This window comes from Nonomuraea antimicrobica (genome assembly GCF_039536965.1).
Taxonomy (GTDB): Bacteria; Actinomycetota; Actinomycetes; order Streptosporangiales; family Streptosporangiaceae; genus Nonomuraea; species Nonomuraea antimicrobica.
The window spans coordinates 153,149-179,071 of record NZ_BAAAZP010000187.1; the positions used below are offsets into that span (position 1 = coordinate 153,149).

Consider the following 25,923-nt stretch of genomic DNA (forward strand, 5'->3'; position numbering starts at 1 on the left):
ATCCGCAGAAATGAGCAGCGCAGGCTTCCCCGAGGGCTTCGTATGGGGAGTGTCGACCTCGGCCTACCAGATCGAGGGAGCGACGTCCGCCGACGGCCGTCTGCCGTCCATCTGGGACACCTTCTCCGCCGACCGGGCGGAGGCGTGCGACCACTACCACCGCTACGCCGAAGACGTGCGGCTGATGAAGGACCTGGGGATGGCCGCCTACCGGTTCTCGGTGAGCTGGGCGCGCGTCTTCCCCCAGGGAGACGGCAAGCCGAACGCGGCCGGGCTCGACTTCTACGACCGGCTGCTGGACGAGCTGGGTGACGCGGGCATCACGCCGTACGCCACCCTCTACCACTGGGACCTGCCGCAGGCGCTCGAAGACCGGGGCGGCTGGCCCTCGCGCGACACGGCCCGGCACTTCGCCGACTACGCCGCCGCCGTGCACGAGCGGCTGGGCGACCGGGTGGACACCTGGTTCACGCTGAACGAGCCGTGGGTCGCGGCCTTCCTCGGCTACGGCTCCGGCAGTCACGCGCCTGGCCGTACGTCGGCCGCGGAGGCGTTCAGGAGCGCCCACCACATGCTGCTCGGCCACGGGCTGGCCACGCAGGCCCTGCGCGCGGCCGGGGCGGCCAGGGTCGGCGCGGTGCTCAACCTCTCCCCGGTCATGACGCCCGCCCAGGTCAGCGACTTCGACCGGCCGCTCTCGGACGAGGACGCCGAGGCCGTGCGCAGGATCGACGCGCTGGCCAACCGGCAGTTCCTGGAGCCGATGCTGCGCGGCTCCCACCCCGCCGAGCTGCTGCCGATCGTCGAGCGCAACGGCGGGCTCGGCCACGTGCGCGACGGCGACCTCCAGACCATCGCCCAGCCCCTCGACCTGCTCGGCGTCAACTACTACACGCCGCTGGTCGTCCAGGCGCAGCCGAGCGAGCTCGCCGACCCCGCCTGGCCGGGCAGCGAGGGTGTGCTGTTCTGCACCGTTCCCACGGCCGTCACCGCCATGGGCTGGCCGATCGTGCCGGGCGGCCTCTCCCTGCTCCTGCGGCGCCTCTCCCACGACCATCCCGACCTCGATCTGATGATCACCGAGAACGGCGCCGACTTCGTGGACGTGGTGACCGGCGACGACATTCACGACGTCGAGCGCATCAGCTTCATCGAGGAGCACCTGCGCGCCCTGCGCGCGGCCGTCGAGGAGGGCGCCCGGGTACGCGGCTACCTCGTCTGGACCCTGCTCGACAACCTCGAATGGTCCGACGGCTACCGGCGCAAGTTCGGCCTCGTGCACGTCGACTTCGCCACCCAGCGGCGGCGGCCCAAGGACAGCGCGCTGTGGTACCGCGACGTCATCCGCCGCAACGGCCTGGCCGAGACGCGACCCAGACGGCCCACGCTGGAGACGGTGGCCGCCCGCGCGGGCGTGTCCAGGGCCACGGTCTCGCGCGTCGTCAACGGCGAGTCGTCGGTCAGCCCCGAGGTCCGCGCCGGCGTGCTGCGGGCCGTCAACGAGCTGGGCTACGTGCCCAACGCCGCCGCGCGCAGCCTGGTGACCCGGCGCACGAACGCGATCGCGCTGGTCCTGTCGGTGCCCCGGCAGGGCGGCGACGCGCTGACCGCCGCCGTCGTCCAGTACGTCACGAGCCTGCTGGAGGGCGCGGGCAAGCAGATCACGCTCATGCTCGCCGACACGGCCGAGAGCCACCGGCGCATCGTCGCCCACGTGGAGGCCCGCCTGGTGGACGGGGTCGTGCTGCTGCCGCCCGACCGGGCCGACACGCTGGCCGAGCGGCTCTCGCGTACCGGGGTGCCGGTCGTGCTGCTGGGCAAGCCGGCGATCGCGTCGCTGGTGCCGTACGTGGACGTGGACAACGCCGCGGGCGCGGCGGCGGCCACCGAGCACCTGCTGGCGCTCGGACGCCGCCGTATCGGCATGGTGTGCGGGCCCATGGACCTGGTGACCGTACAGGACCGGCTGGCCGGGCATCGGGCCGCGCTCCAGAAGGCGGGGCTGACGCCGCACCTCGCCCTGGCCGGCGACCTCACCCGCGCCTCGGGCGCGGCGGCGACCCTGCGGCTCCTGTCGGACTCGCCGTCGCTCGACGCCGTCTTCGCCGCCACCGACCAGCTCGCCATCGGGGTTCTGCGGGCGGCGCGGGAGCTGGGGCGGCGGGTGCCGGAGGACCTGGCGGTCGTGGGCTTCGACGACGTGGACGCCGCCTCGGCCACCACGCCCGGTCTGACCACCGTCCGCGTCCCGGTCGCCGACCAGGCGCTGGCGCTGGCCCGGCTGCTGCTCTCACGCCTGGAGGGCCGCCACACCACCTCCGTCGTGCTGCCGGCCCGGCTCGTCGTGCGGGAGTCGGCCTAGGCTCGCGGTCTTCGCGCTTCGAGGTCAGAGCTGCTGCTCGAAGAGGCGGGGGAAGACCTTGGAGACCTTGGACAGCAGGTACTCGCCGTACGTGCCGGTGAAGTCGACCTGGCCGTCCCAGCGGCGGCCGGGGGCGTAGGGGAGGGGCGGCACCTCGCTGTCCCAGCCGGGGTCGAAGAAGAACGGGAAGCTGAGGCGCTCGTTGCCGCTGCGGTTGCGTACGCGGTGCGGTGTGGAGCGGTAGTGGCCGCCGGTGAGCTTGTCGAGCATGTCGCCGATGTTGCACACGAACGTGCCCTCCAGCGGGGGCGCCTCGACCCAACCCCGTCCGGTGTGCACCTGGAGCCCTCCGTTGTGGTCCTGGAGGAGCAGGGTGAGCAGCCCGTAGTCGGTGTGCTCGCCCACGCCCCAGGCGTCGGGGTCGTCGGGCGGGCCGGGTGGGTAATGAAATATCCGGAAAAGGATGGTCGGGTCGGCCGTGTATCCCGTACGGAAGTAGTCCTCCCCGAGCCCCAGGCTCAGCGCGATCCCGCCCATGACCGCCTGCGCGACCCCCGTCATCGTCCGGAGGTATTCCAGCACCGCCTCCCGCAGCTCGGGCACCTGGGCGGGGAACAGGTTCGGGCCGTGCAGCGGCCGCGGGCCCGGCGGCCGCTCGGCCCCGAAGTAGACGCCCTCCTTCAGGTCGGGCCGCCCGGAGGTCAGCTCGCCGCCCACCGGGAAGAAGCCGCGCCAGGCCCGGCCGCCACGCTTCATCGCGATCTCGTTCTTGACGGGCTCGGGAAGGGCGAAGAACCGCCTGCTCGCCGCGTCGAGCCGGTCGATCAGCGCGGGCGGCACGCCGTGGCCGCAGATGTAGAAGAAGCCGCTGTCGCGGCAGGCCGTCCCGATCGCCTCCGCGACATGCTGCTTTCCCGCGGAATCGGTGATCAGCGGCGACACGTCGATGACCGGCAGTTCGCTCACCCGCACCATTGTTCCTGAATTCGCCCGCGAATCCACGGCCCGCCGCACCCGCCAATCGCTCCGCCCGGGCTCCCGGGAGGCGGGGCCGCCCGGGAGCCCGTACGAGGGGTCAGGACGTCGCGAAGGTGAACCAGTTGACGTTGACGAAGTCGGACGGCTGGCCCGAGGAGAAGGTCAGGTACACCGTGTGCGTGCCCGTCACCCCCGAGACGTTCGCCGGCACGGTACGCCAGCTCTGCCATCCGCCCGTGTTGCCCACCGCGAAGTCGCCGATGGGCGTGGCCGTCGGGCTGTCGAGGCGTACCTGGACGAGCCCGCTCACCCCGGCCGCCGCCCCCGAGGCGATCCTGGCCCTGAACTGGGTGGCGGCCGTGGAGCCGAAGTTCACCCCGTCGTAGCGCAGCCAGTCGCTGTTGGTGATCGCCCCGACGTTCTGGCCCCCGCCCGAGTCCGTCGTGGTCTCCACGATCGTGCCCGACTGCGCCTGGTAGCGCTCGGCCTGGACGGTGGATCGGGCGTCGACGCCGCCGGGAGGGGTGGTGGGGTCGGTGCCGGCGCCGCTCTGCCATACCGCGACGTAGTCGACCACCATCGGCCGCCCCGGCACGGTCGCCGCCGTCGGCGTCGTCTGCCCGCTCACCCCGTTGGGGAACGCGCCCCCCATGGCCACGTTGAGCAGCAGGAAGTAGCCCGCGTGACCGGTCATATTAGCCCAGGTCGTCGCGTCGAACTGGGCCTGGCTGAGGCTGTGGAACTGCTGTCCGTCCACGTACCAGCGCAACTGGTTGGGGCTCACGCTGCGGTCCCACTCGAACCGGTAGGTGTGGAACGCCGACTGGCACGTCGATCCGGGGCACGCGCGGCTGGCGCCCAGGCCGTTGGTCTCGTTGCACGGCCCACCCGGGTTGACGCCGCAGTGCAGCACGCCCCAGACGGAGTCGATCCCGTTGACGTTCTCCATGACGTCGAACTCGCCGATGCCCGGCCAGTTCCAGTAGTTCCCCCGGTACGGCGCCCCCAGCGCCCAGAACGCCGGCCAGTAGCCCAGGGCGGCCGCGCCGGTCACGTTCGGCATCTGGAGCCGGCTCTCGATGCGCAGGACGCGCCCGTCGGCGGGCTTGAAGTCGGCCCGCCTGGTCTCGATGCGCGCCGAGGTCCATTCGCCGGACGAGCTGCGCAGGGGCGTGATGCGCAGGTTGCCGGCGCCGTCCTGGCTGAGGTTGGCGGTGCTGGAGGTGTAGTTCTGGATCTCGCCGGTGCCCCAGTTGGCCGGGCCGCCGGGGTAGGAGTGCCCGGTGTCGATGATCCAGTCGTTCGACGACGGCAGGGTGTTGGCCGCGCCGTTGAAGTCGTCCGACCAGACCAGTGACCAGCCCGACGGGGTGGGCGGGACGGAGGCCGAGGCGCTGACGGCCACCTGGACGAGCAGGCCGGTGAGTGCCGCGAGCACCGTGGCCAGCACCGCCAGGCGGCGCCGGTGCCTGATGGGTGTTGTCATCATCGCTCCATGGGGGGTGTGGAGGCAGAAGAGAGCGCTCTCTTAGGGCGATGTGAACACGGACCTTACCTTCTGTCAATGTCGTGCGTGACGCGGGCACCGGCCCATCGGGGAGACGGAGAGCGCTCTCGTGCGATGGCCTGGGCCAGGCGCGGGCACCTCGGAGAACACGCGCGGCGCCGCACACAGGTGCGGCGCCGCGGTGAGGCGAACGGGACGAAGCCGGGGCTCAGCCCTTCTCCGCCTCGCCCGTGGCCTGCTCGAGGGCGTCTTCAGGGGAGGCCTCCAGGTCCTGCTCGGCGTCGGCGCCCGCCTGGGCGGACGCCTTGTCCAGGCGCACCCAGCTCGTCACGCTCTCCACCGCGAACAGCACGAACAAGTACGCCGTCAGCACCGCCAGCACCGGCGTGACCACGCCGAACGCCGCACCGACACCGATGATCAGCAGCCGCAGCTCCCAGCCGAGCCCGGCGCGGAACACCCAGGCGGGCGGCCAGATGCTCTGGCGGGTGCGGTAGACGGTGTCGTAGGTGTGGTAGCCGACGACGTACACCAGCACGAACAGCAGCCACTTCGGCGCGTCGGCGGCCAGGCCGACCGCGATCACGGTGAAGAACTCCGCGGCGCGCAGCAGCGGCGGGGTGAGCCAGTCGAGGCGGCCCAGGTGGTTGCGCGGCGTCGTGGGCAGCACGAGCAGCAGCACGATCGCCACGGGCAGGAGGAGGATGGGGCCCGGCTCCAGCAGGCCGGCGACCGTGACGGCGACCACGGCGAGCAGGGCCACGAGAGTGGCGGGCAACGGGGGCAGGCCGGCGCCGAGCCGGCTCGACAGGGCGTTGGCCAGCGGGCCGTCGTCGCGGTAGGCGACGAGGCGGGCGGTCTGGATGCGGCGGCGCTCCTCGTCGGGATCCGGCGTGGGGGTGGCCGTGGTTCGGGGGTGGGTGATCATACGAGCGACCTCATGAGGCGTCCGGTGAGGGTGTAGGCGGCGGCGACGGAGCCCCAGATCACGAGGGTGATGAAGGTGATCCGGGCGTCGAAGAGTGCGGCGGTGATCGCGATGGCCGCGAAACGCTCGCCGATGGGGAAGACGATCATCTTACGCGCCCAGTGGACCGCACGGAACTTGCCGGCCTTCGTCCACATCTTGAGCAGGCCGCGCAGACCCTGGCTGCGCTCGACCTTGCGGCGGGTCAGGGCCTGGCGCAGCTCCCGGTCGTCGGGGGCGTCGAGCGGGATCGTGGGCAGCGGGGACGGAGGCTTGCGCCGGTTGGCGGCGCCGAAGGAGAAGTCGAGCAGGTGGCGTACGGACTGCAGGCCCAGCGCGGCCAGGGCCAGGATCCAGATCTCCTCGCCGTGGCCGGAGACCACCCAGCCGACCGCCAGCCCGGCGAAGACCACATATTCCTTGAACCGGTCGAACGTCGCGTCGAGCCACGCCCCCAGCACGCCGAACTTGCGGGCGTAGCGGGCGACCTGCCCGTCGACGCAGTCGAAGACGAAGGCGAAGTAGATCAGCGCGCCGCCGAGCACCATCCACGGGCGGTCACCGGTGGCGAAGCAGGCGGCCGCGGCCACGCCGAGCGCGATCGAGATCAGCGTCACCTGGTTGGGCGTCAGCCCGCGCCGGGCGGCCCAGCGGGCGATGTAGCGCGAGTAGGTGGAGACGAAGTAGGTGGTGAAGAAGCCGTCGGCGCCCTTGACCGCGTTGTTGAGCCGGGAACGGTCTTCGTCCATGCCGGCCATCTCGGCGCCGGCCTCGTTGACCTCCTCCTGGGTGGTGACCCGGCGGTAGAACAGGTCGCGGCGGCCCCGGATGCCGACCGACACGCCGTTGCGCACCAGGCCGAACACGATGAGCTGAATCAGGTCGTCGTCGTCGCCGAAGCGGTCGGCCATCGCGGCCAGCTCGCGGCAGGTCTGGGCCAGGACGGGCGCGTTGCGCGCGCTGATGTGCAGCGGGCCGAGCATCACGGCGTTGGGCCTGGTCACGGCGTGCGTCGCGGTGCCCACCGAGACCACCCGCGACTTGCCGATGCGGGCGCGCACGGGCAGGCCCTCGACGCGGTTGAGGCCGATCTCCGGGTCGGCCTCGTCGATGGGGATGCGGTCTTCTGGCCCGTTGTCGTCCGCTCCGACCCCGTCAGGGCCGTTGTCCTCCAGGCCGTTGTCCTCCGTCACCCCCACGCGCGGCTCTTTCGCGACGAGCGCCAGCGCGCCGCGCTTGGACTTGGTGATCTGGTAGATCAGCTCGTCGTGGACGACCGAGTTCTCCGGGATAATGAACAGGCTCTCCGTTGCGGACTCGGCGACGTCGGCCACGGCGCGCAGGGCTTCGGCCACGTCGTCGGCCTTGACCGTGGCGAAACGTGGATCCATCGAGGTGAGCTGGCTGCGCAGGCGTTCGGACACGGAGGGATTGCCGGAGAGCGCGGCCAGCCTCAGGCCGGTCGGAGAGATGTCGGGGCCGGGCGAGGCGCCCAGCAGGACCACGCGGGTCATGACTCCCTTTCGAGGCGGTAGCGGGGGGTTGAACAACGGGTAATGCGGGGACAGACGTCAAAGTCTAGTGAGAGTGACGCAAAGTCGTGTCACCAGAGCATGCCCGTAACGTCCAGTCCGCCGGAATGCGGTGTGGCCGTAAGATGTTGCGAGTGAGTCTCTACCGTGACGAAGGCGTGGTGCTGCGCACTCAGAAGCTCGGTGAGGCCGACCGCATCGTCACGATCCTGGCCAAGCGCACCGGCAAGATCCGGGCGGTGGCCAAGGGCGTGCGCCGCACGACCTCGCGCTTCGGGGCCAGGCTCGAGCCGTTCACGCACGTCGACGTGCAGCTTCACACCGGCCGCACCCTCGACGTCGTCACCCAGGCGGAGACGATCAGGCCCTACGGCGAGGCGCTGGCGGCCGACTACCCCCGCTACACCGCCGGCAGCGCGATGCTGGAGACCGCCGACCGGCTGACGCACGGCGAGAAGGAGCCGGCGCTCCGGCAGTTCCTGCTGCTGGTGGGCGGGCTGCGCACGCTGGCCGACCGCGGCCACGAGGCCCGGCTCGTGCTCGACGCCTACTTCCTGCGCTCCCTGGCCGTGGCCGGCTACGCCCCCGCGCTGGACGCGTGCGCCAAGTGCCAGGCCCCGGCGGTCAGGGCGTTCGCCATCGTCGCCGGGGGAGTGGTGTGCGGGGCGTGCCGGCCGGCCGGCTCGGCCGTGCCCGCCGGAGAGACGATCGGCCTCATGACGGCGTTGCTGCGCGGCGACTGGGCCACCGCCGACGCCTCGGAGTCACGCCACCGCAGCGAGTGCAGCGGCCTGGTCGCGGCGTATCTGCAATGGCACCTCGAACACGGAATACGCTCTCTCCGACACGTCGAAAGGGAGCCCGCGTGAACGTACGACCTCCGTCCCCGCATCCGTCGGGGGCGACTCCGCCGTCCATCCCGCAGGGGCTGGTGCCCCGGCACGTCGCCGTCGTCATGGACGGCAACGGCCGCTGGGCCAAGGCTCGCGGGCTGCCCCGCACCGAGGGGCACAGGGCGGGTGAGTCCTCGCTGTTCGACGTCATCGAGGGCGCCATCGAGATGGGCATCCCCTACCTCAGCGCGTACGCGTTCTCGACGGAGAACTGGAAGCGCTCGCCCGACGAGGTGCGCTTCCTGATGGGGTTCAACCGCGAGGTCATCCGGCGGCGGCGTGACGAGCTCAATGCCATGGGTGTACGCGTGCGCTGGGCGGGCCGGCCGGGGCGGCTGTGGAAGAGCGTCATCTCCGAGTTGCAGGCGGCCGAGCAGATGACCGTGTCCAACCGGACGCTGACGTTGCAGTTCTGCGTCAATTACGGCGGGCAGGCAGAGATCGTCGACGCGGCGGTCAAGTTGGCCGAGGACATCGCGGCCGGGCGGGTCAAGCCGTCCAAGGTCACCGAGAAGGTCTTCGCCCGCTATCTCGACGAGCCCGAGATCCCGTCGGTCGACCTGTTCCTGCGTCCCTCGGGGGAGCAGCGGATCTCGAACTTCCTGCTGTGGCAGTCGGCCTACGCCGAGATGGTGTTCCTCGACCGGCTCTGGCCCGACTTCGACCGCCGCGACCTGTGGGAGGCGTGCGAGATCTACGCCAAGCGCGACCGCCGCTACGGCGGCGCGATCCCCAACCAGGTCTAGCCGCCCGCCCGGCTCCAGGAGCTGTGCTGGGGAGGCCGCTTGTCAGCTTGCTATACGCGGGTATAGCCTCCTGTCTCGATGAACAGTCGGCTATACCCATGAACAGGAGCTGGTGGCGGTGAACGGACCGCTCGGCCGAGGGGAGGGCCTGGGCGCCGGCGTGCTCGCCCGTCTGGCGCTGCGCCGCGAGAGGGCCATCGCACCCTGGTGGATCCTGACGATCGTGGCCCTGGCCCTCGTGATGGTCTCCTACATCAGGACCAACATGGCCACGTACGAGCTGAAGCTCGCCTACCTCCAGGTCATCGACGCCAGCGCGTTCCTGCACGCGCTCGGCGGTGGAGTCGTCGAGCCGCGGCTGGAGGTGCTCGCCACGTGGCGCAGCGGCGGCTTCCTGTACGTGGCCAGCGCGTTCGCCGCCGTGCTGTCCGTCGTCCGGCACACCCGCAGGGAGGAGGACGCGGGCCGCAGCGAGCTGGTGCTGTCGGGCACGGTCGGCCGCCACGCCCCGCTGACCGCCGCCGTCCTGGTCGCGGGCGGCATCAGCCTCGCGGGCGGTGCGCTGACCGCCGCGGTGCTGATCGGGATGGGCCTGGAGCCGACCGGGTCGCTCGCCTACGGCGCCGCCATCGCGGTGGCGGGCTGGGTGTTCGGCGGCGTCGCCGCGGTCGCGGCCCAGCTCGTCCGCAACGCGCACACGGCCACGGCGATCGGCCTGACCGTCCTCGCGGTCGCCTACGTCACGCGCTTCGCCGCGGACGCGACCGGGCAGACGTGGTTGACGTGGCTGACGCCGATCGGCTGGAGCCATCTGGTGCGGCCGTACCAGGAGGAGCGGTGGTGGGTGCTCGGGCTCTCGGCGCTGGTGGCCGCCATCCTGTACGCCGTCGCGTACGCGCTGCTCGACCGCCGCGACCTCGGGTCCGGCCTGCTCCCCGAGCGCCTCGGCCGGGCGTCGGCCCTCGAACTGCGCGGCCCGGTCAGCCTGGCCTGGCGGCTGCACCGCGCGCTGCTGGCCAGGTGGGCGGTGGGGGTGGCGGCCTTCGCCGCCGTCGGGGGCGCGCTGAGCCCGCTGACGCGCGACCTGCTCTCCCGGCCGAGCGTCGTGGTGGACAACATCACGCACTTCCTCGGCGTGCCCATGGGGGCGACGCAGCTCGCCGCGTACTCGTGGTATCTGATCCTCATCCTCGCCTACGCCGTCGCGCTCTACCCGGTGCTCATGACGCTGCGGCTGCGTTCGGAGGAGACCTCGGGCCGGGCGGAGACGCTGCAGGCGACCCCGATGACCCGGCTGCGCTGGGCGGGCGGGCACCTGCTGGTCACCGCGCTCGGCACGGCCGGCCTGATGGCGCTGGCCGGGGTGGTGTTCGGCACGGTCTACTCGCTGCTCGTCGGAGACCTGGCCACCGACCTGCCCGCCTTCGTGGCGGGCGCGCTGAGCACCGTGCCCGCGGCCTGGTGCGTCGGGGCGGTGTGCGTGCTGGCGTACGGGCTGCTGCCCCGGGCGAGCGTGGCGCTCTCGTGGCTCGTCTGGACCCTGACCGCCGTCCTCGGCCAGGTCGTGGGCCCGCTGTACGGCCTGTGGGGCGGAAGCCCGGCGGAGCCGTTCCACTACGTCGGCAACGCGATCATCGGCACCCCCTTCGCCCTGGGACCCACGGCGGGGCTGATCACCACCACCGCCCTCCTCGCCGCAGCCGGCCTCCTGGCCCTGCACCACCGCGACTTCGGCGCCTGAACGCTCAGCGGCCCGCTCACCCGGTCAAAGTCGCGTCTGGTTCGGCGGGACGCGGAGCATCCTTCCTCGCTCCCGCATGAGCTGGAGCAGGCGGTAGCCCTCGCTCCGGGTGCAGCACCCGTCGTTGACGCCCTCGCTCATCAGGTCGGCCGTGTCGCGGGCCGTGATCCCCACGCGCCGAGCGTAGTCGAGCGCGTCACGGTCGTCGGTGATCCAATAAGACCCGGCGTAGGCCGGCCTGTTGCGGATCACATGGCACGTCTGGGCCTCTCCGAGGTGCCTCAGCGGTTCGCGAGATGAGCCGCCGAACACGGCCCGCCGGATCCTCTCCACCAGATCGACCTCAAGTGGGTCGTCGATCTCGATCGGCTCGCCGAGCCAGCCATCACTCGCCACTTTGCCCAGGTCGGGATAGAAGCGGGCGGACTGGGCGGCTTCGTAGGCGATCGCCTCCGTCCAGCGGCCCCGCTCGCGCAGGATCTGCTGCAGGAGCGAGAGACTGCCGACCGAGGCGAAGTTGCACAGCACTGTGTTGTCGGGGAACCAGTACCACGTCATGGCTGGAGGGGAGTGTCCTCTCTCATGCCGCTGATGGCCGTCCGCAACGTGTCGGTGTCAACGCCGATCAGATTCGCGAACGGCCGCAGCGTCGCCCTTCCTTCGGCATAGGCATGGAACGTCGTACGCACCAGCGGCCCGGGGACCCGAGGCCGGGACGTGAGCTGGATCCACTCGCCCAACGACTCGACCGCGTGCGCCTTCCAGGCCGCGTCCCAGGCGGTCAGCGCTCTGAACGAGTCGCACTGGCTCTTGTCGATGAGCTGCAGGTTGAACAGTTGCCACGCGAGCGTGCTGGGTGAGACCCACAGCTCGCATGCCAGTTCGGCGAACGAGTCGGGTGACCAGGTCGTGCGGCCGGCTCGCTCGCGCAACATCTCGCCGGGCAGGAGCAACTCGGCGGCGAACGAGTTCGCCCGCCTCTCGGAGGGCTTTCTCCTGTGCTCGGCGTCGTGGATGTCGACGTCGAGATGGAGGCCCTGATCGTCTCCGGCGAGCAGATGCCCCAACTCGTGGGCGATCGTGAACCTCTGGCGGGCGGGCACCTCGGATGTCCCCACCACGATCAGCGAGGTGTCGTCGTCGGACCAGGACAATCCGTCGAAGCCGTCGGGCAGGCGAAGCACCCGGACGTCCACCCCGAAGGCGGCCTCCACCGCCCCGGCCAGATCTTTGCACCGCCACAGTGCGACCCCCTTCTCGGTGGCATGCGCTGTGGCACGGGCGGCGAGGTCGCGGCCTTGTTTGATGGAGGAGGAAGCGGTCGGGGAGAGGCTGAAGCGCGGAACGTCTTGCTGGTATCCGAGAAAAACGAGATCTGCCCGCATCTGGGCCAGACGCTCCGCCTCGCGGACCGCCGCGTCCGCCGAAGTGAGACCGGTCGTGGCTGCCCGGGCCGCTGTCGCGGGGGCGAGCGGGCTCACGCCGAGCAGCCAGTCGACGGACACGCCGCACAGGTCGGCGATCCGCGCGAGGTCGAGTGAGGTGAACCTGCGGACGCCCGAGAGCGACTTGGACATCTTCGGGGCGTCGAGCCCAGCCTTGACGGCGAATTCCGCTTGGGTCAGGCCGCTTTCCGCAATCAGGTGACGGACGCGTGCCGCAGTGTCCCCGGCCATGAGGAAAGCCTACGACCCACTTGCGAAAATCGCAAGGAGTGTTCGTGGGAGTGTTCGAATCATGACCTTCCCGTGTGCGCCTCGTGTGAGAGTCCTCCAGTGCCCGCCGAAGACGGTGGCTGGACGGAAAGCTGGGTTTCAGGCGCGGCGGCGGGCGCGGTAGGCGGCGACGTGCATGCGGTTGCCGCAGGTGCGGCTGTCGCAGTAGACGCGCGACCGGTTGCGTGACTCGTCCACGAACACCCGGTCGCAGTCGGGGGCCGAGCAGGTGCGCAGGCGTTCGGCCTCCCCCTCCACGAGCAGGTGGGCGAGCGCGACCCCGCAGTCGGCCGCCACGTGCTCGGCCAGCGTGGCGTCGGCGGCGAAGTAGTGCACGTGGAGCGGGTGCCCGTCGTGCTCCGTCAGGCGGGGCGTGATGCGCGTCTCCGCGAGCAGGGCGTTGAGTATGCGTACGGCAGCCGCCGGCTGGTCGGACGCGGTGAAGACGCGGTGGAAGGCCTCGCGCACCATGCGCACCTGGCCCAGGTCGCGGGCCGTGAGCCGGTCGATGCCGCTGATCTCCCGGGATTCCACGAACGCCTGCAACTCGGCCAGGTCGGCGAGACCCTCGTCGCCGCCGGTGGACGGCGAGGTGTTGATCAACTCGACAACGGTGGCCAAAGCATGCACCATGTCATGGCCAAACGGCATGTTGACTCCTGTCCGCGCCGGGTTCTAGCGTGGTCGCAGCGTATCTCCTGTGGGGGGTTCGAGGGGTTTCCGTGAGTGCACATCGCCGTTTCGTGCTGATCGCGATCGTCGGTGCGCTCGTCATCTCCACCTCCGCTCCGTTGGTGCGGCTTGCCGGTGTATCGCCGGCGACCTCGGCGTTGTTCCGCTGCGCGTACGCCGTCCCGCCGATGCTGCTGCTGGCCTGGCTGGAGCGGCGCAGGCTGGGCCCGCTGCCGCGCCGGGCGCTCGTGGCCGCCTGGGCCGCGGGCGTCGTCTTCGCGCTCGACCTGCTGTTCTGGCACCACGCGATCGGCTACGTGGGCGCCGGGCTGGCAGCCGTGCTGGGCAATCTGCAGGTGTTCATCGTGGCGTTCGCCGCCTGGTGGGTGTTCGGGGAGCGGCCGTCCTCGCGCCTGATGATCGGCACGCCCGTCGTCTTCGCCGGGGTCGTGCTGATCTCTGGGATGTTCGACAGCGCCGCCTACGGGAGCGATCCGCCGATGGGCGTGCTCGCGGGGGTGGCGACCTCCGTCTCCTACGCCGCGTTCCTGCTGCTGATGAAGGCCGGGTCCGATCGGGCGGCGGGGCCGTTGGCGCACGCCACGGTCGTGGCCACGCTGGTGATCGCACTGCTCGGCCCGTGGTTCGGGGGCGTCGACCTCGTGCCGGCCTGGCCGGGGCACGGGTGGCTGGTGCTGCTCGCGCTGGGGCCGCAGGTGCTGGGGTGGTCGCTGATCACGTACTCGCTGCCGCGCCAGCCCGCCGCGCTGACCGCGCTCCTGCTGCTGGTGCAGCCCATGACGACGGTGGCGATCTCCGCGCTGGCGCTGGGGGAGCGGCCGTCGCCGCTGCAGCTCGCCGGGTGCGCGGTGATCGTCCTGGGTGTCCTGTACGGCTCCCGCCACGCCCCCGCGCCACCCGGACCCGCCCCGGCCGGAGACGGAGCGGGACAGGAGCGGCTCAGCGCGTCTTGGCCGGGCCCGAGCAGGACGCGCAGGTCCCGAAGACCTCGACCGTATGCGTGATCTCCGTGAACCCGTGCTCGCTCCCCACCATCTCCGCCCACCGCTCGACGGCCGGCCCGGCGACCTCCGCGGTGCGCCCGCAGCGGCGGCACACCAGGTGGTGGTGATGGGTGTCGGTCGCGCACGCCCGGTAGACGGACTCGCCGTCGTCGGTGCGCAGCACGTCGACCTTGCCGCCGTCGGCCAGCGCCTGCAAGGCCCGGTAGACGGTGGTCAGCCCGATCTTCGCGCCGTGCAGGCGCATCTCGGCATAGACGTCCTGCGCGCTGCGGAAACCCTCGCTCTTGCGCAGGGTGTCGTGCACGGCATCGCGCCTTGTCGTCATGCGACCTCCTCGACGCGCAGCGTTGGTCGCTCGCTCGATGTCGTCTCCTGGGTACGGCCTCGCCGTACGAATCTACCGACACCGAGGGCCAGGACGAAGCCGGCGAGCGCAAGAAGGACGATCGCGGCGCCCGGAGGCACCTTCGCCGAGTAGGTGGAGGCCAGCAGCCCGCCCACGGAGGCGAGCACCCCGAACACCATGGCCAGCCCCATCGTCGTACGGAACCCGCGCGTGAGCTGCTGGCTGGTCGCCACCGGGATCACCATGAGCGCGCTGACCAGCAGCAGGCCGACCACCCGCATGGCGATGACCACGGTGAGCGCGGCCGTGACCGCGATGAGCAGGCTCAGGAAGCGCACCGGCAGGCCGCTGGCCCTGGCCATCTCCTCGTCCTGGCAGAGCACGAACAGCTCCCTGCCGAACACCGCGACGACCGCGAGCACGGCGGCGGCCAGCGCGGCGATGACCCAGATGTCCTCGACCGTGACGCTGGCGATGGCGCCGAACAGGTAGGAGTTGAGCTTGGCGGTGCTCCCGCCGGGCGCGATGCCCATGAGCATGACTCCGCCCGCGATGCCCCCGTAGAACAGCAGCGCGAGCGCCACGTCGCCGCTCGTCCGGCCGCGCGCCCTGACCAGCTCGATGGCCACGGCCCCGGCGATCGAGACGATCACGGCGGTCAGTACGGGCGCGGTGCCGGTCAGGAAGCCCAGCGCCACGCCGGTCAGCGCCACGTGCCCGACGCCGTCGCCCAGGAGTGCCAACCGGCGCTGCACGATGAACGTGCCCACGGCCGGGGCGCAGAGGCCCACCAGCAGCGCCGCGACGAGGGCGAGCTGGAAGAGCTGCTCCTGCAGAAGTTCGAAGATCACCTTGGTTCCCCCTGCCACCCGGTGAGCGGTCCCGCGACGGGTTCCGCGGCGTGCGGGTGCTGGTGCTCGTGCCCCGGCCGGGCGCATTCGCCCTCGGGACGCGGCGGACGGCCGTCGTGGGCGACGCGGCCCTCGCGGATCAGCACGCCGCGGGTGATGATCGGCTCCAGCGGGCCCAGCTCGTGCGCCACGAGCACCACCGTCTTGCCGCCGAGCACCAGCCCGGCCAGCGTGTCGGCGAGCAACCGCTGGGTCTCGGCGTCGACGCCCGCGGTGGGCTCGTCCATCACGTACGTGTCGGGCTCCCCGGCCAGCGCGCGGGCGATGAGCACCCGCTGCTGCTGCCCCCCGGACAGCGACTGGACCGGGTCGTGGGCCCGGTCGGACAGGCGGACGGCCGCCAGCGCGTCCGCCACCGCCGCCCGGTCGGCCGCGCTGGTCCTGCGCAGCCGGCTCTGCCGGGCGATCCGGCCCGAGGCGACCACCTCGCGCACGGTTGCGGGCACCCCGCCGCCCACCTGGAGCCGCTGCGGCACGTAGCCGATGCGCCACCAGTCGCGGAACCTGCCGGGCGGGAGGCCGTACAGCAGGGTATGGCCGCCGGTGAGCGGGGTGAGCCCGAGCAGCGCGCGGACCAGCGTCGACTTGCCCGAGCCGTTGGCGCCCAGCAGGGCGACGACCTCCCCGGGACGGACGGTCAGGTCGATCCCCCGCAGGACGGGCTTGCCGTCGAAGGAGACCCGGCCGTCTGTCATCGCGAAGGCCGTTTCGCTCATGCCGTACACCCCAGTGCTGTTTGTAGTGTTTTGAGGTTATCGCGCATGGCGGACACGTAGTCGCCCGAGGGCTTGCTCTCCAGCGGATCGAGCACGGCGGTCTTGGCGCCGACCTGGCTCGCGAGCACCTCGGCCACCTTCGGGCTCACGAGGGACTCGGTGAAGATCGTGGTCACGCCCTCGGCCCTGGCCAGCTTGGCCACCTCGGACAGGCGCGTGGGCGACGGCTCGGTCTCCGGGTCGAGCGTGATGCCGACCTGCTTGAGCCGGTAGCGGTCGGCGAGGTAGCCGAACGCCTCGTGCGCGGTCACCAGGGTCTTGGTCCTGCACGCGCTCAGTCCCTGGGCGAACTCCTGGTCGAGCGCGCCGAGCGCGGCGGCCGTCCTGGCGGCGCGGTCGCGGTATCCCTGGGCGTGCGCGGGGTCGGCCGCGGCCAGGCGCTCGCCGAGCTTGGTGGCGACGGTGGCCAGGCGGGAGGGGTCGAGCCAGATGTGCGGGTCGTACGAGACCTCGTGGGCGTGCTCCTCCTCACCCGCCGCGTGCTCCTCTCCGGCGTGTTCGCCGGCCGGGATCGTGGTGACGGCGGTGGCGGCGTCGAAGCTCTTGGCGGGGTCGACGGCGTCGTCCACGGCCGGTTGGACGCCCTTGACGTAGACGGTGAGCGCGGCGCTCTTGATCTCGGTGACCTGCGGGATGCCCAACTCCAGGTCGTGCGGCTCGACGCCGGGCGCGGTCAGCACCGTCACCTGCGCGTCGGACCCCCCGACCTGCTCGGTCAGCCACTGCAGCGGGTAGAAGGCGGCGACCACTTCGGGCTTGCCGCCCCCGGGCGCGGCGGAGGTGTCCGCGGTGCCGGAGCCGCAGGCGGTGGCGGTGAGCAGGGTCGCTGCGGCCAGCAGACCGACAGCACACGACCGGGAGAGTCCTGACATCATGTGTGTCAGTATGAGGCAAAATGAAAATGGTTGTCAAAATCCGCCGGGTTGATGCGATTGGCGTAACTAGTGGGATGCCGACGGCGGCTGGGGGCCAGGCGCGCCGTGCGGCATCCCGTTCATCACCCCGGTGATCGTGCGCCGGCAGAGCCGTTGCCGGCGCCCGAGGTGACGTCTTCTCGCGCGTCCTGCTCGCTCGCCTCGCCGGGCGCTCCCTTCGCCGGCCGTGCCGCGAGCAGTCGCCGCTCGCCCGTGTAGACGTTCATCGAGTCCCCGCGCAGGAATCCGATGAGCGTCAGCCCCTCTTCCGCCGCCAGCTCGACCGCCAGCGAGGACGGCGCCGATACGGCGGCGAGCACGGGCACGCCGCCCATGACCGCCTTCTGCACCAGCTCGAACGACGCCCTGCCCGACACCATGAGCACGGTGCCGCGCAGCGGCAGCCGCCCCTCGCGCAGCGCCCAGCCGAGCAGTTTGTCCACGGCGTTGTGGCGGCCCACGTCCTCGCGGACGCACAGTGGCTCGCCCTCGGCCGTGAACAGGCCGGCCGCGTGCAGGCCCCCGGTTCTGTCGAAGACCCGCTGGGCCGCACGCAGCCGGCCGGGTAGGCCCACGACAGTCGACTGCGCCAGCTCGACCGGGTCGTCACCGGCACTCCAGCGGGCAACTGTGCGTACCGCCTCCAGCGACGCCTTACCGCAGACGCCGCACGAGGAGGTGGTGTAGAAGTTGCGCGGCTCCGGCGCCGGGACCCCCGGAGCCAACCGCACGTCGAGGACGTTGTAGGTGTTGCCGCCGTCCACCGTCGCGCCCGCGCAGTAGCGGATCGTGGAGATCTCGTCAGGCGAGCCGACGGCTCCCTCGCTGACCAGGAACCCGGCCGCGAGGTCGAAGTCGTCGCCCGGCGTGCGCATGGTCACGGTCAGCGGGGCGCCGTTGAGCCGGATCTCCAGCGGCTCCTCGGCGGCCAGCACGTCGACCTTGCGGACGCGGGTGGCGTCTTGCACCCGCAGGATGCGCTTCTTCACGGAGACCCTAGACATACGCGTACCCTAAGCGGCCCTCGGCGTGGAGGTCATCCCGCATGGCCGGGCCGTCGCAGGTGCGGGTGGCCGCGCGCGGGCCGGAACCATCGCGCGGGCCGCCCTCCCGCGCCGTGGCGGGCGGCCCGCAGGGGGCACCGGCCACGGCACGGTCTCCGCCCGACACTTCGTCGTCGCGGAATCTCACGTCCATGTACTCACACGGCCTCGACAATTTTCCCGACGCGTACGGCGTCGCCCTGATCCCGGCCGTGCCCGCCATCGGGCAGGAGGCCTAAGCTCATGATCCTCCATACAGTACACAATCTACGGTATTCAGAGCTACCCCGCACGAACAAGGTTCTCGTTCAGCAGGTCGCTCACCGCGTGGATCGCGCGCAGCGTCGGCACCTCCGCGCCGGTGAGGTCGGCCAGCTCGACCACTGCGGCGAGCAGCACGTCGAGTTCCAGCGGTTTGCCCTTCTCCAGGTCCTGGAGCGTGGACGTCTTGTGCTCGCCCGCCTTTTCCGCGCCGCGCAGACGGCGCTCGATGGAGATCCCCGGGTCGCAGCCGACCCGCCTGGCGACCTCGACGGTCTCCTGCATCATGGCCACGACCAGCTCCCTGGCGCCGTCGTGGCGGCAGATCCCGGCCATGGTCGCCCTGGCGAGGGCGCTGATCGGGTTGAAGGCGATGTTTCCCATGAGTTTGATCCAGACGTCCCGGCGGAGGTCTCGTTCCACCGGGCATTTCAGCCCGCCCTCGACGGCGGCGTGGCTGAAGGAGGCACATCGTTCGGTCAGCGCGCCGTCCGGCTCGCCGATGGAGAAGCGGGTGCCTTCGAGGTGGCGGATCACGCCTGGTTCCTCGATCTCCGTGGCGGCGTAGACGACGCATCCGATCGCCCGGTTCAGGGGCAGCGCGGCCGTCACGGCGCCACCCGGGTCGACGCTCTCGATGCGGTAGCCCTCGTAGGGGCCCTTGAGCCCGTGGAAGTACCACCACGGGATGCCGTTCTGTGCGGCGATGATGGTCGTGGTGTCGTGGAGAAGTGGCTTGATCATGGGGCCGGACGAGGCATAGCTGTTCGCCTTGAGGCCCAGGAAGACGTGGTCCACCGGCCCTACCTGCGTCGGGTCGTCGGTGGCATGGGGATGGGCGACGAAGTCGCCCCTGGGGGTGAGCACCCGCACACCGGCACTACGTATCGCCTGGAGGTGTGCGCCTCTCGCGATGAGGTGCACCTCCACGCCCGCCCTGTGCAGGGCGGCCCCCACGTATGCGCCGATGGCGCCGGCGCCAAGAACAGCGACCTTCATGCTGCGCTCCGTTCTCGCGTCGGATTCGTCAAGTACGGGCCCGTAACTTGAGACGGGCCGCTATGTGCGGCCCGTTGTGCATTCGGTATACAGTATGGAAAAACGAGGGTCAAGGAGTGTGCCTGTGACCGTTTTGTGGCATGGACCAGTGGTGGAAGCGATCTCATGGCCCTCCGCGCGCACCCTCGCGGCCGGTGCGGCCTGCCCGTTGAAGCCCTCGTCGGTGCCGCTCGCGCAGGCGCTCGGCTGCCGTCTGGCCGAGCCGTTGCGGGCTCTCGTGGCCGTGCCGGGAGTCGACGTCTCGGCGATGGACGGCTACGCGGTGGCGGGGGCGGGGCCGTGGCGGGTGGCCGGGCGGGTGCTGGCCGGAGGGGTCCCCTACGGCCGGGTGCTCGATCCGGGCGAGGCCGTGGAGGTCGCCACCGGGGCGCCGGTGCCGGTGGGCGCCGAGGCGGTGCTCGCCTACGAGCACGCCGAGGGCGGATCGCAGGTGCCCGGATCGCAGGTGCCCGGATCGCTGGTGCACGGCGTCGTCGAGCCGGGCAAGCACATCCGGCGGCGGGGCGAGGACATCCCCGAGGGGACGGTCGTCCTGGGCGCCGGCGCGGTGGTCACGCCGGTGGCGCTCGGGCTGGCCGCCGGCCTCGGGCATGACACGCTCCTGGTGCGTCCCCGGCCGAACGTGGCCGTCCTGGTCACCGGGGACGAGGTCGTCGACGACGGGCTGCCCGCGCCGGGACGGGTCCGTGACGCGATCGGGCCGTTCCTGCCGGGGCTGGTGGAGTGGGCGGGAGGTCGCGTCGCCGGTCGCGTCCGGCTGCCCGACGGCTCGGCGCCGCTGCGCGCCGCGCTCGACGGCTGGCCCGCCCTGGATGCCGCCATGGACACCGTCGCCGACGTGGTCGTGGTCTGCGGGGCGTCGTCCAGGGGGCCGGCCGACCACCTGCGGGCCGTGCTCGCCGACCTGGGCGCCGACGTGCTCGTCGACGGCGTCGCCGTACGCCCGGGGCACCCGCAGCTCCTGGCCCGACTGCCCGACGGCCGGCTCCTCGTCGGCCTGCCGGGCAACCCGTACGCGGCCCTGGCCGCCGCGCTCACCCTGCTCGCCCCGATCCTGCGCGAGCTGACCGGCACCCCCGCCGCCAGGGAGACGAGCGCGCTGGCCGGAGCGGTACGGGCACACCCCCACGACACCCGCCTGGTTCCGGTCCGCAGATCGGGCCGGGGCGCGGTGCCGGTGGGGCACGACAGGCCTGGCTCGCTCTGGGGAGCGGCGCTGGCCGACGCCCTGGCGGTGGTGCCGCCGGGGTGGGCCGGTGAACAGGTCGAGCTGATCGAGTTGCCCGCTGGGGTCTAGACAGGCCGATCCGGAGGGAGTAACCATTGCGTTCATACGGTATGCAGTATGCGGAAGACAGAGAGCTTCGTCGCCGGGAAAGGGTGGCATAATGTCGGAAACGATCTCTGGCGGTCATCTCGTAGCCAAGGCCCTCAAGGCCGAGGGCGTAGACGTGATCTACACCCTCTGTGGTGGCCACATCATCGACATCTACGACGGCTGTGTCGATGAGGGCATCGAGGTCATCGACGTACGCCATGAGCAGGTGGCCGCGCACGCCGCCGACGGATACGCGCGCATCACCGGCAAGCCCGGGTGCGCCGTGGTAACCGCCGGCCCGGGCACGACCGACGCGGTCACGGGCGTCGCCAACGCCTTCCGCGCGGAGAGCCCCATGTTGCTCATCGGCGGCCAGGGCGCTCTGAGCCAGCACAAGATGGGCTCGTTGCAGGACCTGCCGCACGTGGACATGATGACCCCGATCACCAAGTTCGCGGCCACGGTGCCCAGCACCGAGCGGGTGGCCGACATCGTGTCGATGGCCTTCCGCGAGTGCTACCACGGGGCTCCGGGGCCGTCGTTCCTGGAGATCCCGCGTGACGTGCTCGACGCGAAGGTCCCGCTGGAGAAGGCCCGCATCCCCGAGCCCGGCCACTACCGCGCCTCCACCCGCCAGCAGGGCGACCCGGAGGCGATCGAGCGGCTGGCCGACCTGCTGGCGCACGCCGAGAAGCCGTGCATCCTGCTCGGCAGCCAGGTCTGGACGTGCCGGGGGACCGACGCGGCCATCGACTTCGTCCGGTCGCTGAACGTGCCCGCGTACATGAACGGCTCGGGCCGCGGCACGCTCCCGCCGGGAGACCCGCACCACTTCCAGCTCAGCCGCCGGTACGCGTTCACCGAGGCCGACCTCATCATCATCGTCGGCACCCCGTTCGACTTCCGGATGGGTTACGGCAAGCGCCTGTCGCCGACCGCCAAGGTCGTCCAGATCGACCTCGACTACCGCACGGTCGGCAAGAACCGGGACATCGACCTGGGCATCGTCGGCGACGCCGGCCTCGTCCTCGCGGCGGCGGCCCAGGCGGCCAGCGGCCGCATCGAGAACGGCGCGGCCCGCCGCAAGGAGTGGCTGGAGGAGCTGCGCGCGGTGGAGACCCAGGCGTACGAGAAGCGCCTGCCCCGCCAGCTCTCCGACGCCCAGCCCATCGACCCGTACCGCCTGGTCCACGAGATCAACGAGTTCCTCACCGAGGACACGATCTACATCGGCGACGGCGGCGACATCGTCACCTTCTCCGGCCAGGTCGTCCAGCCCAAGTCCCCTGGCCACTGGATGGACCCGGGCCCGCTGGGCACGCTCGGCGTCGGCATGGCGTTCGCGATGGCCGCCAAGCAGGCGCGGCGCGACAAGGAGGTGCTGTGCCTGTTCGGTGACGGCGCCTTCAGCCTCACCGGCTGGGACTTCGAGACCATGGTCCGCTTCGACCTGCCGTTCATCGGGATCGTCGGCAACAACTCCTCGATGAACCAGATCAGGTACGGCCAGGCCGCCAAGTACGGCGAGGACCGGGGTCGCGTCGGCAACACGCTCGGCGACATCCGCTACGGCGACTTCGCCAAACTGCTGGGCGGCTACGGCGAGGAGGTGCGCGACCCGGCCGAGATCCGCCCCGCCCTGGAGCGGGCCCGGCAGTCGGGCAAGCCCTCGCTGATCAACGTCTGGGTCGACCCAGAGGTCTACGCCCCCGGCACCATGAACCAGACCATGTACAAGTAGGGGAACTCCGACATGAAGGCTCTCGAAGGTGTCCGCGTCCTCGACATGACCCATGTCCAGTCCGGCCCGTCGGCCACCCAGTTGCTCGCCTGGCTGGGCGCCGACGTGGTCAAGCTGGAGGCCCCGACCGGTGACATCACCCGGCAACAGCTCCGTGACGTGCCCGACGTCGACAGCCTCTACTTCACGATGCTCAACTGCAACAAGCGCAGCATCACGCTCAACATGAAGAGCGAGCGCGGCAAGGAGATCTTCACCGAGCTGGTGAAGAGCGCCGACGTGCTCGTGGAGAACTTCGGCCCGGGCGCGGTCGACCGGATGGGCTTCACGTGGGAGCGCCTCCAGGAGCTCAACCCGCGCCTCGTGTACGCCTCGATCAAGGGCTTCGGCCAGGGCCGGTACGCCAAGTTCAAGGCGTACGAGGTGATCGCCCAGGCCATGGGCGGCTCGATGAGCACCACGGGCTTCGAGGAGGGCCCGCCGCTGGCCACCGGCGCCCAGATCGGCGACTCGGGCACCGGCGTGCACGCGGTGGCCGGCATCCTGGCCGCCCTCTTCCAGCGCAGCCAGACCGGGCGGGGGCAGCGCGTACAGGTGGCCATGCAGCACGCCGTGCTGAACCTGTGCCGCGTCAAGCTGCGCGACCAGCAGCGCCTGACGCACGGGGCGCTGCGCGAGTACCCGAACAGGACGTTCGGCGACGAGGTGCCCCGCTCCGGCAACGCCAGCGGCGGCGGGCAGCCCGGCTGGGCCGTCCGCTGCGCCCCCGGCGGCCCGAACGACTACATCTACGTCATCGTCCAGCCGGTCGGCTGGAAGCCGGTCGCGAACATCATCGGCCGCCCCGAGCTGGCCGACGACCCCGAGTGGGCCACGCCGGAGGCCCGGCTGCCCAAGCTGGACAAGATGTTCCAGCTCATCGAGGAGTGGACGATCCGCCACGACAAGTGGACGGTGCTCGACCGACTCAACGCCGAGAACATCCCGTGCGGGCCGATCCTGTCCACCAAGGAGCTGGTGGAGGACGAGAGCCTGCGCGACGAGGGCATCGTCGTCCGCGTCGAGCACCCGGAACGCGGCGAGTTCGTGACGGTCGGCAGCCCGCTGCAGCTTTCCGACTCGCCGGTGGACGTCCGCACGCCGCCCCTGCTCGGCGAGCACAACCAGGAGATCTACGGCGAGCTCGGCGTGAGCGCGGACGAGCTCGCCGACCTCAAGACGAACGGAGTCATCTAGTGCCCATCAGGGATGTCATAGAAAAGGCGCTGGCCGAGGGGCGGACGGCCCTGACCGCCCCCGAGGGCCGCGAGCTGTGCCTGGCGTACGGCATCGCGACCCCGGGGGAGGGCCTGGCCACCTCGGCCGACGAGGCCGAGCGCCTGGCCGGGGAGATCGGGTTCCCGGTCGTACTGAAGATCGTCTCCCCGGACATCCTGCACAAGACCGACGCCGGCGGCGTGCTGGTCGGCCTGAAGACCGCCGAGGACGTACGCGAGGGCTACGACCGGATCCTGGCCAACGCCCTCGCCTACAACCCCGACGCGAAGATCGACGGCATCCAGGTGCAGCAGCTCGTCGGCGGTGGCCACGAGGTCATCGTCGGCGCGGTCACCGACCCGACCTTCGGCAAGGTCATCGCCTTCGGGCTCGGCGGCGTCCTGGTCGAAGTCCTCAAGGACGTGACCTTCCGACTTGCCCCTCTTTCGGGCGATGATGCTCTCGGGATGCTGGACGACATCAGAGCAGCGGAGGTGCTGCGTGGTGCCCGTGGTGCCGAGCCCGCGAACAGGGAGGCGCTGGCGGCGCTGATCGAGCGCGTCGGCCGGCTCGTCACCGACATCCCCGAGATCGTCGAGATCGACCTCAACCCGGTCTTCGCCGACGCGAACGGCGCCGTCGCCGCCGACGTGCGCGTCCTCATCGGGCAGCCGCAGCCCGAGGTCAGCAGGCTGCCGCGCGAGGAGATCCTGCGGCAGATGACCCGGATCTTCAAGCCGCGCTCGGTCGCCGTGATCGGCGCCTCCGCCGAGACCGGCAAGATCGGCAACTCGGTCATGCGCAACCTCATCAACGGCGGCTACAAGGGGCAGATCTACCCGATCAACCCCAAGGCCGACGAGATCATGGGGCTGAAGGCGTACAAGAGCGTGGCGGACGTGCCCGGCGACGTGGACGTGGCCGTCTTCGCCATCCCAGCCAAGTTCGTGGCCCCGGCGCTGGAGGAGGTCGGCGAGAAGGGCGCGGCCGGCGCGATCATGATCCCGTCCGGGTTCGCCGAGACCGGCAACGTCGAGGGCCAGAAGGAGATCGTCGAGATCGCCCGCAGGCACGGCGTGCGGATGCTCGGGCCGAACATCTACGGCTACTACTACACGCCGGAGAACCTCTGCGCGACCTTCTGCACGCCGTACGACGTGCGCGGCAGCGTGGCGCTGACCTCGCAGAGCGGCGGCATCGGCATGGCCATCCTGGGCTTCAGCCGCACGACCAAGATGGGCGTCTCGGCCATCGTCGGCGTCGGCAACAAGGCCGACGTGGACGAGGACGACCTGCTCACCTTCTTCGAGCAGGACGAGAACACCAAGGCCGTGGCCATGCACCTGGAAGACCTCAAGGACGGGCGCGGCTTCGTCGACGCCGCCCGCCGCGTGGTCAAGGAGAAGCCGGTCATCGTGCTCAAGGCCGGGCGCACCGCGATGGGCGCGCGGGCCGCGGGCTCGCACACCGGCGCGCTGGCCGGCGACGACAAGGTCTACGACGACATCCTGCGCCAGGCCGGGGTGGTACGCGCGCCGGGGCTCAACGACATGCTCGAGTACGCCCGCGCGCTGCCCATCCTGCCCGCCCCCAAGGGCGAGAACGTCGTGATCATCACCGGGGCGGGCGGATCGGGCGTGCTGCTCTCCGACGCCATCGTGGACGCCGGGCTGACCCTCATGGACATCCCGGACGACCTGGACGCGGCCTTCCGCGCCTACATCCCGCCGTTCGGAGCGGCGGGCAACCCCATCGACATCACCGGCGGCGAGCCCCCCTCGACCTACGAGAACACGGTCCGCCTGGGCCTGGCCGACGAGCGGATCCACGCTCTCGTCCTGGGCTACTGGCACACGATCGTGACGCCGCCGATGGTCTTCGCCGAGCTCATCGCCCGCGTGGTGGCGGAGGAGCGGGCGAAGGGCAATGTCAAGCCGGTCGTCGCGTCACTTGCCGGCGACACCGAAGTTGAGGAGGCCAGCGAGTACCTGTTCGAGCATGGCGTGGTCGCGTACCCGTACACGACAGAGAAGCCCGTGGCGGTCCTCGGTGCCAAGTACCGATGGGCCAGGGCGGCCGGTCTGCTGAGCTAAGAGCCGAGCGCAGCAGCACCAGGCGAGGGGGCTATTCGGGGCGCATACGAAAGGCAACAACCCCCC

23 protein-coding genes are annotated in these 25,923 nt (G+C 71.2%); 10 read left to right on the forward strand and 13 right to left on the reverse strand.

Annotation, left to right across the window (positions count from 1 at the left end):
• Window positions 1-10: 10 nt before the first annotated feature.
• Window positions 11-2,362 (forward strand): GH1 family beta-glucosidase, encoded by a 2,352-nt coding sequence (locus ABD844_RS42715; RefSeq protein WP_344892026.1) that lies wholly within the window; start codon window positions 11-13, stop codon window positions 2,360-2,362.
• Between the two features lie 24 nt (window positions 2,363-2,386).
• Here the strand turns inward: ABD844_RS42715 and ABD844_RS42720 are convergent, their stop codons facing one another.
• The 4 genes from ABD844_RS42720 to ABD844_RS42735 form a co-directional block, all read right to left on the reverse strand.
• The gene (locus tag ABD844_RS42720; protein ID WP_344892029.1) at window positions 2,387-3,328 is read right to left on the reverse strand and encodes an isopenicillin N synthase family dioxygenase; all 942 of its coding nucleotides are present in this window, start codon (window positions 3,326-3,328) and stop codon (window positions 2,387-2,389) included.
• A gap of 109 nt (window positions 3,329-3,437) precedes the next feature.
• Window positions 3,438-4,829 carry a glycoside hydrolase family 16 protein gene (locus ABD844_RS42725; protein ID WP_344892032.1) on the reverse strand — a complete coding sequence of 464 codons (1,392 nt, stop codon included), beginning with the start codon at window positions 4,827-4,829 and terminating at the stop codon, window positions 3,438-3,440.
• 226 nt (window positions 4,830-5,055) lie between these two features.
• Window positions 5,056-5,775 (reverse strand): DUF5941 domain-containing protein, encoded by a 720-nt coding sequence (locus tag ABD844_RS42730; RefSeq protein WP_344892035.1) that lies wholly within the window; start codon window positions 5,773-5,775, stop codon window positions 5,056-5,058.
• Complete coding sequence (locus ABD844_RS42735) at window positions 5,772-7,328, reverse strand: CDP-alcohol phosphatidyltransferase family protein (protein ID WP_344892038.1); 1,557 nt, start codon at window positions 7,326-7,328, stop codon at window positions 5,772-5,774. The genes ABD844_RS42730 and ABD844_RS42735 overlap by 4 nt, the downstream gene beginning before the upstream one ends.
• Window positions 7,329-7,480: 152 nt before the next feature.
• Here ABD844_RS42735 and recO point away from each other — a divergent pair, with 152 nt between their 5' ends.
• The 3 genes from recO to ABD844_RS42750 all read left to right on the forward strand — a co-directional run bounded on the left by recO (window position 7,481) and on the right by ABD844_RS42750 (window position 10,726).
• Complete coding sequence (gene recO, locus ABD844_RS42740; protein ID WP_344892041.1) at window positions 7,481-8,215, forward strand: DNA repair protein RecO; 735 nt, start codon at window positions 7,481-7,483, stop codon at window positions 8,213-8,215.
• Complete coding sequence (locus ABD844_RS42745) at window positions 8,158-8,985, forward strand: isoprenyl transferase (protein WP_425568748.1); 828 nt, start codon at window positions 8,158-8,160, stop codon at window positions 8,983-8,985. Before recO ends, ABD844_RS42745 begins: the two co-directional genes overlap by 58 nt.
• A gap of 118 nt (window positions 8,986-9,103) precedes the next feature.
• Complete coding sequence (locus ABD844_RS42750) at window positions 9,104-10,726, forward strand: ABC transporter permease (RefSeq protein ID WP_344892047.1); 1,623 nt, start codon at window positions 9,104-9,106, stop codon at window positions 10,724-10,726.
• A 24-nt stretch (window positions 10,727-10,750) separates the two neighbouring features.
• Here ABD844_RS42750 and ABD844_RS42755 read toward each other — a convergent pair whose 3' ends face one another.
• From ABD844_RS42755 to ABD844_RS42765, 3 genes are all read right to left on the reverse strand, one after another.
• Window positions 10,751-11,284 (reverse strand): hypothetical protein, encoded by a 534-nt coding sequence (locus ABD844_RS42755; RefSeq protein WP_344892050.1) that lies wholly within the window; start codon window positions 11,282-11,284, stop codon window positions 10,751-10,753.
• Window positions 11,281-12,402: a helix-turn-helix domain-containing protein gene (locus ABD844_RS42760; protein WP_344892053.1), complete on the reverse strand. Its 1,122-nt coding sequence runs from the start codon at window positions 12,400-12,402 to the stop codon at window positions 11,281-11,283. Before ABD844_RS42760 ends, ABD844_RS42755 begins: the two co-directional genes overlap by 4 nt.
• Before the next feature lie 138 nt (window positions 12,403-12,540).
• Window positions 12,541-13,071, reverse strand: a complete 531-nt coding sequence (locus tag ABD844_RS42765; RefSeq protein ID WP_344892190.1) for a CGNR zinc finger domain-containing protein — start codon at window positions 13,069-13,071, stop codon at window positions 12,541-12,543.
• Window positions 13,072-13,163: 92 nt separating this feature from the next.
• On the opposite strand from ABD844_RS42765, the gene ABD844_RS42770 reads away from it, so the two are divergent.
• Window positions 13,164-14,138: a DMT family transporter gene (locus ABD844_RS42770; RefSeq protein ID WP_344892056.1), complete on the forward strand. Its 975-nt coding sequence runs from the start codon at window positions 13,164-13,166 to the stop codon at window positions 14,136-14,138.
• On the opposite strand, the gene ABD844_RS42775 is transcribed toward ABD844_RS42770, so the two are convergent.
• The 5 genes from ABD844_RS42775 to fdhD form a co-directional block, all read right to left on the reverse strand.
• A complete protein-coding gene (locus tag ABD844_RS42775) occupies window positions 14,074-14,463 on the reverse strand; it encodes a Fur family transcriptional regulator (RefSeq protein ID WP_344892059.1) in 390 nt (129 codons plus the stop codon). The two genes, ABD844_RS42770 and ABD844_RS42775, sit on opposite strands and share 65 nt — an antisense overlap.
• Window positions 14,460-15,332 carry a metal ABC transporter permease gene (locus ABD844_RS42780; protein WP_344892193.1) on the reverse strand — a complete coding sequence of 291 codons (873 nt, stop codon included), beginning with the start codon at window positions 15,330-15,332 and terminating at the stop codon, window positions 14,460-14,462. The genes ABD844_RS42775 and ABD844_RS42780 overlap by 4 nt, the downstream gene beginning before the upstream one ends.
• On the reverse strand, window positions 15,332-16,111 hold the full coding sequence (locus ABD844_RS42785; protein ID WP_344892062.1) for a metal ABC transporter ATP-binding protein: 780 nt from the start codon (window positions 16,109-16,111) through the stop codon (window positions 15,332-15,334). The genes ABD844_RS42780 and ABD844_RS42785 overlap by 1 nt, the downstream gene beginning before the upstream one ends.
• Window positions 16,108-17,046 carry a metal ABC transporter substrate-binding protein gene (locus ABD844_RS42790; RefSeq protein ID WP_344892065.1) on the reverse strand — a complete coding sequence of 313 codons (939 nt, stop codon included), beginning with the start codon at window positions 17,044-17,046 and terminating at the stop codon, window positions 16,108-16,110. Before ABD844_RS42790 ends, ABD844_RS42785 begins: the two co-directional genes overlap by 4 nt.
• Before the next feature lie 122 nt (window positions 17,047-17,168).
• The gene (fdhD, locus tag ABD844_RS42795; protein WP_344892068.1) at window positions 17,169-18,089 is read right to left on the reverse strand and encodes a formate dehydrogenase accessory sulfurtransferase FdhD; all 921 of its coding nucleotides are present in this window, start codon (window positions 18,087-18,089) and stop codon (window positions 17,169-17,171) included.
• 41 nt (window positions 18,090-18,130) lie between these two features.
• On the opposite strand from fdhD, the gene ABD844_RS42800 reads away from it, so the two are divergent.
• Window positions 18,131-18,367, forward strand: coding sequence for a hypothetical protein (locus tag ABD844_RS42800; protein ID WP_344892071.1), 237 nt, complete (start codon window positions 18,131-18,133; stop codon window positions 18,365-18,367).
• Window positions 18,368-18,410: 43 nt separating this feature from the next.
• Here the strand turns inward: ABD844_RS42800 and ABD844_RS42805 are convergent, their stop codons facing one another.
• A complete protein-coding gene (locus ABD844_RS42805) occupies window positions 18,411-19,388 on the reverse strand; it encodes a 2-dehydropantoate 2-reductase (RefSeq protein WP_344892074.1) in 978 nt (325 codons plus the stop codon).
• Between the two features lie 148 nt (window positions 19,389-19,536).
• Here ABD844_RS42805 and ABD844_RS42810 point away from each other — a divergent pair, with 148 nt between their 5' ends.
• The 4 genes from ABD844_RS42810 to ABD844_RS42825 all read left to right on the forward strand — a co-directional run bounded on the left by ABD844_RS42810 (window position 19,537) and on the right by ABD844_RS42825 (window position 25,857).
• Complete coding sequence (locus tag ABD844_RS42810) at window positions 19,537-20,745, forward strand: molybdopterin molybdotransferase MoeA (RefSeq protein ID WP_344892077.1); 1,209 nt, start codon at window positions 19,537-19,539, stop codon at window positions 20,743-20,745.
• A 91-nt stretch (window positions 20,746-20,836) separates the two neighbouring features.
• On the forward strand, window positions 20,837-22,507 hold the full coding sequence (locus ABD844_RS42815; RefSeq protein ID WP_344892080.1) for a thiamine pyrophosphate-binding protein: 1,671 nt from the start codon (window positions 20,837-20,839) through the stop codon (window positions 22,505-22,507).
• 12 nt (window positions 22,508-22,519) lie between these two features.
• Entirely contained in the window at window positions 22,520-23,743 is a 1,224-nt protein-coding gene (frc, locus tag ABD844_RS42820; RefSeq protein ID WP_344892083.1) for a formyl-CoA transferase, read from the forward strand.
• Window positions 23,743-25,857 carry an acetate--CoA ligase family protein gene (locus ABD844_RS42825; protein WP_344892086.1) on the forward strand — a complete coding sequence of 705 codons (2,115 nt, stop codon included), beginning with the start codon at window positions 23,743-23,745 and terminating at the stop codon, window positions 25,855-25,857. Before frc ends, ABD844_RS42825 begins: the two co-directional genes overlap by 1 nt.
• Window positions 25,858-25,923 lie beyond the last annotated feature (66 nt).